Source organism: Vibrio sp. Vb0937 (assembly GCF_033338855.1).
Genome location: NZ_JAWOTK010000046.1, coordinates 1 through 11,611, shown reverse-complemented (window position 1 = coordinate 11,611; position 11,611 = coordinate 1). Strand labels below are relative to the sequence as shown.

At 40.2% G+C, this 11,611-nt stretch carries 14 protein-coding genes and 1 pseudogene; 12 read left to right on the top strand and 3 right to left on the bottom strand.

Annotated elements, in window-relative coordinates:
* Positions 1-116: 116 nt before the first annotated feature.
* Positions 117-587, top strand: a complete 471-nt coding sequence (locus tag R7P67_RS22510; protein WP_262654390.1) for a GNAT family N-acetyltransferase — start codon at positions 117-119, stop codon at positions 585-587.
* Between the two features lie 221 nt (positions 588-808).
* On the opposite strand, the pseudogene R7P67_RS22505 reads toward R7P67_RS22510, so the two are convergent.
* Positions 809-1,073: pseudogene (locus R7P67_RS22505) on the bottom strand (hypothetical protein).
* Positions 1,074-1,367: 294 nt separating this feature from the next.
* Between R7P67_RS22505 and R7P67_RS22500 the strand changes: the two are divergent.
* The gene (locus R7P67_RS22500) at positions 1,368-1,868 is read left to right on the top strand and encodes a hypothetical protein (protein ID WP_262654341.1); all 501 of its coding nucleotides are present in this window, start codon (positions 1,368-1,370) and stop codon (positions 1,866-1,868) included.
* Between the two features lie 113 nt (positions 1,869-1,981).
* Here R7P67_RS22500 and R7P67_RS22495 read toward each other — a convergent pair whose 3' ends face one another.
* Positions 1,982-2,734 carry an abortive infection system antitoxin AbiGi family protein gene (locus tag R7P67_RS22495; protein WP_150878955.1) on the bottom strand — a complete coding sequence of 251 codons (753 nt, stop codon included), beginning with the start codon at positions 2,732-2,734 and terminating at the stop codon, positions 1,982-1,984.
* 185 nt (positions 2,735-2,919) lie between these two features.
* Here R7P67_RS22495 and R7P67_RS22490 point away from each other — a divergent pair, with 185 nt between their 5' ends.
* The 10 genes from R7P67_RS22490 (at position 2,920) to R7P67_RS22440 (ending at position 10,620) form a co-directional block, all read left to right on the top strand.
* Positions 2,920-3,555, top strand: coding sequence for a hypothetical protein (locus tag R7P67_RS22490; RefSeq protein ID WP_031781083.1), 636 nt, complete (start codon positions 2,920-2,922; stop codon positions 3,553-3,555).
* A gap of 1,128 nt (positions 3,556-4,683) precedes the next feature.
* A complete protein-coding gene (locus tag R7P67_RS22480) occupies positions 4,684-5,319 on the top strand; it encodes a DUF4433 domain-containing protein (protein ID WP_262654352.1) in 636 nt (211 codons plus the stop codon).
* On the top strand, positions 5,319-6,014 hold the full coding sequence (locus tag R7P67_RS22475) for a DUF6977 family protein (protein ID WP_262654350.1): 696 nt from the start codon (positions 5,319-5,321) through the stop codon (positions 6,012-6,014). Before R7P67_RS22480 ends, R7P67_RS22475 begins: the two co-directional genes overlap by 1 nt.
* Positions 6,015-6,157: 143 nt before the next feature.
* Positions 6,158-6,634: a GNAT family N-acetyltransferase gene (locus R7P67_RS22470; RefSeq protein WP_069533161.1), complete on the top strand. Its 477-nt coding sequence runs from the start codon at positions 6,158-6,160 to the stop codon at positions 6,632-6,634.
* Between the two features lie 168 nt (positions 6,635-6,802).
* Complete coding sequence (locus tag R7P67_RS22465; RefSeq protein ID WP_152815896.1) at positions 6,803-7,273, top strand: GNAT family N-acetyltransferase; 471 nt, start codon at positions 6,803-6,805, stop codon at positions 7,271-7,273.
* A 149-nt stretch (positions 7,274-7,422) separates the two neighbouring features.
* On the top strand, positions 7,423-7,860 hold the full coding sequence (locus tag R7P67_RS22460; RefSeq protein ID WP_140071608.1) for a hypothetical protein: 438 nt from the start codon (positions 7,423-7,425) through the stop codon (positions 7,858-7,860).
* A 145-nt stretch (positions 7,861-8,005) separates the two neighbouring features.
* Positions 8,006-8,734, top strand: a complete 729-nt coding sequence (locus R7P67_RS22455; protein WP_065767889.1) for a hypothetical protein — start codon at positions 8,006-8,008, stop codon at positions 8,732-8,734.
* Between the two features lie 115 nt (positions 8,735-8,849).
* The gene (locus R7P67_RS22450) at positions 8,850-9,407 is read left to right on the top strand and encodes a hypothetical protein (protein ID WP_213916122.1); all 558 of its coding nucleotides are present in this window, start codon (positions 8,850-8,852) and stop codon (positions 9,405-9,407) included.
* A gap of 149 nt (positions 9,408-9,556) precedes the next feature.
* Positions 9,557-10,039, top strand: coding sequence for a hypothetical protein (locus R7P67_RS22445; RefSeq protein ID WP_021448821.1), 483 nt, complete (start codon positions 9,557-9,559; stop codon positions 10,037-10,039).
* Between the two features lie 134 nt (positions 10,040-10,173).
* A complete protein-coding gene (locus R7P67_RS22440; protein ID WP_262654328.1) occupies positions 10,174-10,620 on the top strand; it encodes a hypothetical protein in 447 nt (148 codons plus the stop codon).
* Between the two features lie 124 nt (positions 10,621-10,744).
* On the opposite strand, the gene R7P67_RS22435 is transcribed toward R7P67_RS22440, so the two are convergent.
* A complete protein-coding gene (locus tag R7P67_RS22435; protein WP_262654329.1) occupies positions 10,745-11,371 on the bottom strand; it encodes a hypothetical protein in 627 nt (208 codons plus the stop codon).
* Positions 11,372-11,611 lie beyond the last annotated feature (240 nt).

The following is an 11,611-nucleotide window of genomic DNA, read 5'->3' as shown; positions in this document are numbered from 1 at the left end:
GCCATCGTTGGGTTTTGTGTTTACGGTGGTATGGTTAAGTTTCGTGGTAGCGCTGCTCACACCTTAATGCGGCGTTATGTAGCCGCGAGAGGGCGGTAAGTTAAAAGGATTTATATATGTTAAATATCCGCCAAGCTTGCATTGAAGATATCAGTGTTATCAAGAAACTACAGTTTCAGCTTAATGAGTATCATCAAGCAAATTTACCTGACGACTTTTTATCACCGGAAGAAATTGAACAAAAAATAGACCTACACAAGATAATCGAAAGTGAAAGGTCAATTTTTCTAGTAGCCGAAATCAATGGGCAGTTAGTAGGTTTGGTTTTTGGTGAGCTATGGGTCCGTAAGTCTTGGACACTCAAACAGCGAAAAATCGCAAGCATTGAACAAATAGTAGTGGATTCATGTTTTAGAGACCAAGGCATTGGACTGGCGCTAATAGAGGCATTTGAGGAAAGGGCTATTTCTAACGGCGGGGAAGAGCTGTGGTTAGAAGTATACTCTTTCAATGAATCAGCTCTAGCTTTGTATCGCAAAGTTGGTATTGCGCCCAAAATCCAACTTGGACAGAAAGCGCTAGCCTGAAAGTCGGCTACATAACAAATTGTTCAAGAGTGATTCAGCACGCGTGGCATTTTTACTATGCGTTAGTTTTTGTGGTTAAGGTGCTATGCGGAGGCTTCGGTATTGCGTGCCTCACACCTTAACAAGGCGTTAGTCGCCAGAAAAAGCTAGCAATCAAAATCATGTTTCTGAGCTCAAAATTTGGCAGCTGTTTGTTTGGTACACAGATTCATTGTCGATGGTCAACACTCAGTTTCTGCTGTTCTAAGTCCAAAGTTTTGCAAGTGTCCTAGCGCTTGTTTTGTTCTTTGGTGCTGACAGAGCAGTGCAATTGAGAGTCTGTTTTTGGTTGCAACTCCGCTCGGTGAATTTGTTGGTACAAAAGTCGATTTACTCGCTGAAATGACGTTTTCTCTGGTGTCGTAAGTTTCACGTGGTTTCAGTGACTTTGTTGAAAGTCCGCACTGTGAGATTGGCTTTCCAAAAAACGCTTTTTGGTGTTGTCAGTCCGTTTTCTGCGGCGCTGTTTTTTCTAAGTGGTTTCGTTGAATAGCCGCTTTGAGACTACGCCTGACTTAAATGCATCAAAGCACATAAAGTTTGTTGTTCGCAAAGTTTAGTTCGGCTTAAAATTGTCGCTCGGTGCCTCGCGACTAACAAACTGCTCAAGAGGGATTCGCAACGCGTGGCATTTTTACTATGCGTTGGTTTAAGTGATTAAGGTGGTTTGCGGCGGCTTTGGTATTGCGTTGCTCACCCCTTAGCAGGGCGTTAGGGCTTACAAAGATAAAGGTTAATGACATGAATATTTGGTGGTTGGCAATTGATCGAGATTACACGTCTTATGAAGAGCTTAAATATCGAAAAGTTGTAGCTCAAGGTTGGCCGAAACTTGGCGATTTGTCTTTGTTGTTACCGTTAGTTACTAACAACTATAAAAATGAGTTCCTAGGAACAGTTAATGCCTTAAACAAGTTGGCTTATGGTGAAGAAGGTCATGCATCTAAGGTAATGTGGTCTCTTTTCTCAATGAAAAAGGGTGATCTTGTTGTTGGTATCGAAGGAACGACCGTTCGAGGAATTTGCCAAGTTAATCTTGATGCAAATGAAAGTTATCAATTACAGTCACCAAATGCATTTAACTACGCTCAAACTATTTCATCTGGCGTAAATTGGGTTGATTGGAATGAATCAATATTAGGCACACCTCCAACTGTCCCAGCTAAGAGTGTACAGGGTGTTGCTGGATTAAATAAAGAATACAATCGCGTACTAGAAGCATGGGAAAGGTGCACTATTTAGCACCGCCCTAACAAAGCATTTAAGAGTGATTCGCAACGCTTGGCGCTTTCGCTTCGCTCAAGTATAGCCAAGCGCTGCTCACACCTTAATGCGGCGTTATGTGCTATCTCAATTTACAAGTCCGTGTGTATCTGCTCAGCTGTAAGAACTCGCGTTAGTAGTTTATCCATATCGTCGTAAGGAATGTTTCCGTTTGTTTGTTTGAGATGGTGAACAAGAGTTTTAATGTCTGATTCGTCTTTGACAATCAGGTACTTGATATGGCTGATATCAAATTTTAATACTTGGTTTTTAATTTTTTGCATTGCTTTTGATCGCAAAGGATCATTTTCTGAACTATTAAAAATTTCTTCTCCCATAACCATTAGACAATCTGCACAAGTATCAGGCACAAACCTCCACTCTCTCTCATCATAAAATCTATAGTTTTCATAAACAGTGTTCTTTCGAATTAAATCGGCCTCATAGTTCTTGATGTATCTGAAAATATCGTAGAAACAGCGATTTGCTTTTGGTAAATGGTCGATATCACCTTCAATTTCATGTACAAACTTGTCGTAAGCTAGGTCTAAACACTGACCAATATTAGATTGCTTTTCTATATACAGTACTGGATTGAGCTTTGCTTGTTCAGCCCAAGTTTTTGTTAATCCTATACCGTATTTACCATACTTTTTGACATGATCTTTAATTTGCGATAATGGAATGTCGCAAAAGCTTACCATTGGCACGTACATTACATACTCTTGATTATTCAAGAAAACAGTTTCTTTACAATAGCTTACTCTAAATCCTGATGTTAATATTCCAAGGAGTGCTTTCTTCGTATTTGTAAAATGAATTAATGAATTTGAACTAAGTGCCATGGCTAACTTTCTGTATGGTTTGTGTGCAATCTATTACTTATAGCACATAACAAAGCATTTAAGAGTGATTCCCAACGCTTGGCATTTTTCATTCCATCGTCGGGTTTAGTGTTTACGGTGGTCTGGTTGGGTTTCGTGGTAGCGTTGCTCACACCTTAATGCGGCGTTAGGCATCAGGAGGAAACTTGGATAAATTTTCAATTGAATTACTAGAGAAAGTGAACGGATTCTATGCGACATCTTTCTCTCAACTAATGACAATTACACTTGGTTTGGTTGCATTCGTCGGTGTTTTGATTCCGATCTTGTTTACTTTTTACCATAATCGAAAAGTGAAATTAGAGTCTGAGTTGCTACAAAAACATATTGAGCAAAAGGTACTAGACGCTCAAGCTGAGCTTATGAAATATATTACTCAAGAGATCTGTTCGAAGTTTGACTCAGCTAGCTCTGAGAACGATAAAAGGTTGCATGTTCTGTCTGCTGGTTTATTTCATCTTCAAGCTAACTTTCAAATTAAAAATAAAAGCTTTAAGAATGCTACGGATAGTAGCTTTAGCGCCATATTTTCATGCATAGAGGCGCACGATGAATTAAACCTGAAGCGTGGCTTGGAAGTTCTAATGAAACGTTGCCTACCATTTTTAACGCCAGAGCATGCAGTCAATCTAAAAGAACTGGATTTTAACCTAAGTGAGCTAATTACTGCCCTAAAAGGCATTAATGAGAATGGTCGTTATACTGACACCATATTTGAGCTTTCAGCAGTCAAGCATGAGCTGCTTAATAAACTGTCTACACACCATGAGGCGAATGCCTAACAATCTGTTCAAGAGGGATTCGCAACGCGTGGCATTTTCACTATGCGTTGCGTTTGGTGTTTAAGGCGGTATGCGGAAGCATCGGTATTGCATTGCTCACCCCTTAACAGGGCGTTAGGCGACGGGCAGGAAAGTTCTTTGCTCTCATCTTCTTAGTTCTCTTTGAGCATTCGTTTTTCTAAGTCGGCAATTAAACATTGTCGGCTCAAATTCTTGAATTTCTTCTGCCGTAAAACATGCCAATGTTCGAGAGTTGCCTCATTGGTTTTCATAGTCGATTGGTGGTGAATTTTACTGGCTCAAAGTGTGGAAAGGGCAAGTTAATCGAGGTTTTCGTTCTCGCTCCAAGTTCGTATCTTTCCGTTTCGCTTCCTCAAAAGCAACTTTATCGCTGAAAGTCTGTATTTCGTGGTTGTCGAAACTTCTGCTGAAACATAGTGGCTTTTATGGTTCTTGAATCACAAAAAATCAGTGGGTGTTTGGTTGCTTATAGGGTTTCGGTTAATCTGCTTTCAAGACAACTTGAACACTGGTGGAAAACTTCGCCTAACAAGGCGTTTAAGACGGATTCACAACGCTTGGCGATTTCAATTCCAGTCAGGTTAAGCGTTTAAGGTGCAATGGTTTAGGTTTGGTGGTTGGCGTTGTTCACCACTTAACGCGGCGTTATGAGCCACCATAAAAAATGCAGAATAGAGTGGAATAGATGGAACGGAAAAAACAGGTTCAGTGGCTCAAGATTCAAAAGGGAGGCTTTCTCAGGCACTCCCTTAATCATGGAGTAGCTTTTTGTGTACCATTTGTATTTGGTACTGCATTTGTTCATAACGATTTTTACTTGAACTTGTCGCCTTTTATTTCGTACCGGCTTTACTTGGTTACTGTCATTGGCGCGGTATTTATCGCAGGCACTGATTGGTTTATTAAAAGTAGGCAGTATCAAAAACACAGAAAGGATCTACTGCGAAAAAAAGTCTCATAACAAATTGTTCAAGAGGGATTCGCAACGCGTGGCATTTTTACTATGCGTTGGTTTTAGTGTTTAAGGTGGTATGCGGCGGCTTCTGTATTGCGTTGCTCACCCCTTAACAAGGCGTTAGATTTTTATTTGAGTTGTGAGGTATCAAATTGAAAAATAAAGAAGAAATCAAAAAATTTGCACAAGAGTTAAAAATCCCATATTTATTACATTTTACTCATATCTCAAATTTGGAGAGCATTTTAAAGTGGGGGCTAGAATCTCGCAAAAAAGTGGATGAGGATTATGAAAATGTAATTACTAATGACCAAGGACGATACGATGGTCGTGCAGATACCATTTCACTCTCAATAGCACACCCTAACGATAAAATGTTTTTTAAATATCGTGAGTCTGATCAAGACTGGTGTGTTTTAGGCTTAGATCCAAGCGTATTGTGGGAATTAGATTGCTTGTTTTGTAAGCACAATGCGGCGGATGGCTTAATAAGCCATTTAGACGATGATACCTTGAGTAAGGTATCATCCTTCAAAGGAATGTACGATGAAGTTAATTGGCTTCCTTCAAGAGAAGAACAGTCATTATTAGGGTATGACCCAACTGATGTACAAGCTGAAGTGTTAGTAAAGAAACACATTCCAGCTCACAAGATTTTTGGTGTGATCGTGTCGAGTAGGCAGGTTAAGAAAAATATAGCTGAATTTACAGGTGATATTAAAGTTGCTATCAATGAACCGAATAAGTACGTTTATGCAACAAGAACATATCGAAGAAGGTGGCAATAATGGCTCTTAGACCGATATTCTGTCCTATGCTGGACGGTGATATAGGCGTCGTTGAAAAAATGATGGATTTCAAATGGCACCCCGGAGTATCTGTATCTCAGAAGCAAAAGTCTATAAATGAGCTCCACACGGTCGCTAAAACTCATGGTCTTGATGATGTATTGGAAGTATCTAGTAAATCATTGGACGAACTAGGGGTTGCTCTTAGTGCATTTAACCTCTGTATTACAACGAAAGTAAAACAGCAAAGATTTACAGTCGAGACTGCATTTCAAGGTAGCAAAGTCTTTGAAAATGGAGGACCTTATAGAGATCTCTTTGGGTTGGACTCTTTAGCCGCAAAGAAAGATGAAAGGACTAAAAGTTCAGGAAACTTAACTCATTTCGAGTTTTTTGGTACAGTTTTTCCAAACACACCGAGAACATATTTCTATGATTGGTTGTACATAAATGCCCTTGTTCAAAATGACGACCTAGCAAAGAGAGTTATAAAATATCAAGCGTTTAGCGATATAGAGTTTAACCCTAAAAAGTCAATTAACTGTCAAGCCTATTCAGTGGCTTTGTATGTTAGTTTGATGCACCATAATTTATTGGATAAAGCTCTTTCCTCACCTGAAAGCTTTTTGAGTTTAACCGAAGCTCAGTATAACCATCAATTAAGAGCGAAACCTGTTCAGCAGAAGATGTTTTAAAAATCTAACAAAGCATTTAAGAGTGATTCCCAACGCTTGGCATTTTTATGTCATCGTTGGGTTTTGTGTTTACGGTGGTTTGGTCGGGTTTCGTGGTAGCGTTGCTCACACCTTAATGCGGCGTTATACGATTAAGGAGAGAAATGAAGCCTGATTTACACGGAAGTAGAATTGTTTTGAGGTCAATTCAAACGAATGATTCTGATGATTTGTTTGAAATTTATGGTGATATTCAAACAATGGAATTTGCCTCAGACCCAGTTTTTACATCGAAAGATATGATAGTTCAGATGCTAGAAAGCGTCGTCCGGCTGGAGAAATCAGGTGAATCGTTGGAATGGGCGATTATGGATCAAGCGACAAACAAAGTTATTGGAACCTGCGGCTTACATAGCTTTAGTGATAACGGTGATTCCTGTGAGGTCGGATGCTTACTAAATTCATCGTACTGGCGACAAGGGTATATGTCGGAAGCTCTTAGTTTATTATTTTCTCATGCTAAATCTTTGGGCATTGAAAGATTGTATGCAGATATTGATGAGGGTAACTTTCGGTCTCAAGCTTTGTTTAATAAGCTAGGTTTCAAAGCTAAAAACGGTCAGTTTCAGCGCTTGGTGTGAGGCATCGTATAACAAACTGTTCAAGAGGGATTCACAACGCGTGGCATTTTCACTATGCGTTGAATTTAGTGCTTAAGGTGGTATGCGGAGGCTTCTGTATTGCGTTGCTCACCCCTTAACAGGGCGTTATGTAGCCGCGAGAGGACGGTAAGTTAAAAGGATTTATATATGTTAAATATTCGGCAAGCTCGCATTGAAGATATCAGTGTTATCAAGAAACTACAGTTTCAGCTTAATGAGTATCATCAAGCAAATTTACCTGATGACTTTTTATCACCGGAAGAAATTGAACAAAAAATAGACCTACACAAGATAATCAAAAGTGAAAGCTCGATTTTTCTGGTAGCCGAAAGTAATGGGCAGTTAGTAGGTTTTGTTTTTGGTGAGCTATGGGTTCGTAAGTCTTGGACACTCAAACAGCGAAAGATCGCAAGCGTTGAACAGATTGTTGTGGATTCATGCTTTAGGAGTCAGGGGGTTGGACGGGCGCTAATAGAGGCATTTGAGGAAAGGGCTATTTCTAACGGCGGAGAAGAGCTGTGGTTAGAAGTATATTCTTTCAATGAATCTGCTCTAGCTTTGTATCGCAAAGCTGGTATTGCGCCCAAAATCCAAATTGGACAGAAAGCACTACCCTGAAAGTCGGCTACATAACAAATTGTTCAAGAGTGATTCGGCACGCGTGGCATTTTTACTATGCGTTGGTTTTAGTGGTTAAGGTGGTATGCGGAAGCTTCGGTATTGCGTGCCTCACACCTTAACAAGGCGTTAAATGGTAGAGGTAAATAATGAGAAATATCGATATGTTCAACCTTACAGTTGCAGAAATTGCTGGGCTTTGTTACGAGAACTTCCCTCATCGAATAGACATTTCTACACATAATATTGCTGAGAAGTTAGCGAACTACTACGAAATAGATGCAGGCAACACTGAAGAGGTCGCTAATTTCATTTATGAATCGACAGAAATGGTGGAGTCAACAGCAAATTGGTTAGAACAAGCCGGTTATATTTGGGTTGAGGCTCAATCAGATGGTTCGTTTTACAGTGTTACACTAACTCCGAAAACTCTTGAACTAATGAATATGGTTCCAAACTCGCTTCAGGAGTCGATAGGCTCAAAACTTGTTTCAGCGGCATCCGAAGTGTCTAAGCAAGGGGCAATTTCAACAGTAGTAACGATGTTGGCTGCCGGTGCAAAGTTAGCTGTTGGGGCTGCCATTTAACAAGCTGTTCAAGAGGGATTCGCAACGCGAGGCATTTTTATTATGCGTTGGTTTAAGTGATTAAGGTGGTATGCGGCAGCTTTGGTATTGCGTTGCTCACCCCTTAACAGAGCGTTATGTTTCTAATTAAAATTTAGGCAAGAATTTGAATTATAAATTAAAAGCTCTGTATGATTCGAAGTGGGAAGAGCTCGTTGAAACAGCTAAAACTAAGGCTATTAATGCTGCGAACCCATTGTTAGTTAAAGTAGAGCAATCATATATTGATGCCGATGTTCGGGTGATGATAGTTGGTCAAGAAACTGATGGTTGGCACGGGCGTTTGGGGAGCAGTGATCTGTGCGTTGAAGAGCTTATGGACTGCTACCATAAATATTTTTCTCAGCGTAATTCCGGGGGGAATGGCATGGGGAAGCGCGCATTCTGGAATATGAAAAACTTCAAATACTTCGAAACTAACCTTGTGGAACACTTGAAACATAAGGAAGTAGCTTTTGTTTGGAATAATATTTCCAAAATTGGGAATGATGGGAGAGGTAAGCCTAGCTCTTCTATAACCGACTTAGAGAGAAGCCATTTCAATATCTTTCTAGAAGAATTTGAAATATTGAAGCCAGACATAGTGCTGTTTACTACTGGTGAAAGTAGAGACTGTTATATAAAGCATCATTTTGGCGATGATGTAATATTTACACCTCAGTTAAGCTTAAGTTGTGGATCGTTAGCAGATAAAACCAATAACTTACTTTCTCATGTAGCACTACCCGGATTTTCGGCCGTTAAGGCTTTAAGAATTGAGCATCCTAATCGGCGTACTCTTGACAATTCAGTTACGCTTCACGTTTTAAAAAAATTGATAGAACAAGAAACATAACAAAGCATTTAAGAGTGATTCGCAACGCTTGGCAGTTTCGCTTCGCTCAAGTATAGCCAAGCGTCGCTCACACCTTAATGCGGCGTTATGTGCTTTGAGGAAATAAGGAATTTCAGTGAATAAGTCGGAGGCAGCATTTCAGTTCCACAATGAGAATTCCAGCTTTTGGTATCAAAAATCCGTAGGTCTCTATGCTTCTGCGTCTTTAATAGCAGAAGCTCGGCAGAGTCGTGAGGATAAGAGATTTATTGAATCACTCGAATTAAAAGGTGATTATTCAATAAATATCGGGTGTGAGCATCCTTATTTAATGCTTATGGGCTTATCTTTTGAAGTTATCTTAAAAGCTATTTGCATCGAAATAAATGCAGAGTTCTCGCAAGTTAAGCATGACTTACAAGAAGTTGCTAAGTCGGCTGGTGTACAGTTGTCGAGAAAGGAAACCACTCAATTAAGATTATTATCCGACTTTGTCCTGTGGGAAGGTCGTTACCCAGTAGCTAAAAAGCATTCACAAACGACTCAGCATTGGAATGCAACTCGGAAAGAACTATGGAAAACCGAAAATATTCTTGGCTTTGAAGTAACTGGTAGAACTGACATATTTGAGCATGCAACTTTGAAATCTTTGTGGCTAAAACTGCAGGCTCATTATTGGGATGAACGCACATAACAAACGCTTTAAGACGGATTCGCAACGCTCGGCGGTTTGGTTTAATTTGGCTTTTGTGTTTAGGGTGCAATAATTTAGTGTCGTGGTAGCGTTGCTCACCACTTAAGCGGGCGTTATGGCGCAGGGCAAAGTCCAGCTAAGGGGACTAGATGAGTGATAAAGTGAAAGTGGCCCTGAAATGGCTCAAAGATCTCTTGGAGGCTGAGGGTGTTGAATACCAAATTGTTGGTGGGTTAGCGGCAACTATTCATGGTGGAAGTCGTGAAATTGCTGATATCGATCTTTATATTCGCAATTCTGACGCAAACAAGGTCTTAGCTCGCGTATCGAAGTTCATATCTAAACCGTTAACTCATTACACTGAGTACGGTTGGGATCTAGAGTATTTCCAGCTGGTTTACCAAAATCAAAAAATTGAAATCGGCTTATCTCAAAACACGAAGATACAATCAGCTCTCGATGGTTCTTGGCATGAGCTTAAAATCTACTTTTCAGAGTCAGTGGTAAAACTCTATCAAGGTATCGAATTACCAGTGATTCCAGTTCATCGTCTCGTTGAGTACAAGCGAATACTGGGTAGGGAAGTCGACCTAATAGACATACAAGAACTAACGTTGAGTTCAGCGCCATAACAAACAATTTAAGAGTGATTCAGCACGCTTGGCATTTTTGGTTTGGGTTTAGTTCAGTGTTTACGGTAGTCAATTTGAGTACGGTGGTCGCGTGCTTCACACCTTAATTGGGCGTTAGGCATCAAGGAGGATGAATGAATCGTCAAGAGAACAAATGTCTCATAGCATCTTCAGCGTGTTGCTTTTTGGCAGCATTAGCTCATTTGGGATGTATTGTGTTTGGTGCTGACTGGTATCGAATATTCGGGGCTGGGGAAACGATGGCACAAATGGCGGAGCAAGGACTTTGGTACCTTACATTGGCCACGCTTACAATAGCAGCAATTTTGTGTTTCTGGGGCACTTTTGCCTTAGCGGGGGCGGGCGTAATAAAGAAACTTCCATTTACACGTTCCATTTTAGTAGTGACAACAAGTGTTTTTCTCCTGAGAGCATTTTCATTTCCAGCACTAATGCCAAGCTTTCCAGATAATTCATTAACTTTTTGGTTGGTAAGTTCAGGTATCTGTTTGTTAATAGGTAGTTTGTTTGCAGTGGGTACAAAGCAAGAGTGGTCGAGGCTCACTCAGGTAAATGCCTAACAAACTGCTCAAGAGGGATTCGCAACGCGTGGCATTTTTACTATGCGTTGATTTTAGTGATTAAGGTGGTATGCAGCGGCATCGGTATTGCGTTGCTCACCCCTTAGCAGGGCGTTAGGTATTTTCACAAAGTCCAAGATTCCAAGTAAACTTTTACACGTGTTGGGATAGTACCTGGCATCGATTCGGTGACTAAGTATTGTGTACGTTTATCCAATCTAATAGAAGATCTTGAGATACCTTGCGTCATTGGAATCAGCCAGTGACCTTTAGAGTCTTGCATGCAAGTGAAACCCACCTTGACTCTCTGATGTGCACCAGAAATTACCGTATTAGTGGAAACAAACATATCTTTACATTCAGGAGGGAAAGTAACTTCAAGCAATTTTTGCCCGTTAGGGTGAATGACTCCTGTATATACTCTCACTTCCTTATGATAATGAAAGGTATTACCGTCCCAAAAACCAAGTTGGCGATACTGTTTGTAAGCCTTTACTGGTGAAAGCAAAAAGAAGTGCAACAATAAATACGACAGCGTAATAACAATTAGGCTAGTCATGTCTATTAAAGCACTCTGGGTCTTATCCAACGTAGGGTTTATACCAAGAGCATGAAATGTAAGCAAAGTTGAAATTCCTAATAGGAAAAAACTTTTTACTGATTCAGAAAAGGTTTTCGGCAGTACTGATGCACAGCACCTTAGCCAGCTACTGAAAAGCATCATCGATTTACGTTTTGCTAATGGAGACAAGTGGGTTTCCTCTGTTAGCTATATTGTTGTATTGTCGCATAAAATACCTAACAAAGCATTTAAGACGGATTCCCAACGTTCGGCACTTTTGGTTTGCTTCAGCTTAAGTGTTTACGGCACAATGCATTAAGTATTGTGGTCTGCGTTGCTCACCACTTAATGCGGCGTTAGGTGAATTAATGGAATATCACTACACAAATAATGATAGATTGATGCAGCTAAACGACTTAAAAGGACGTT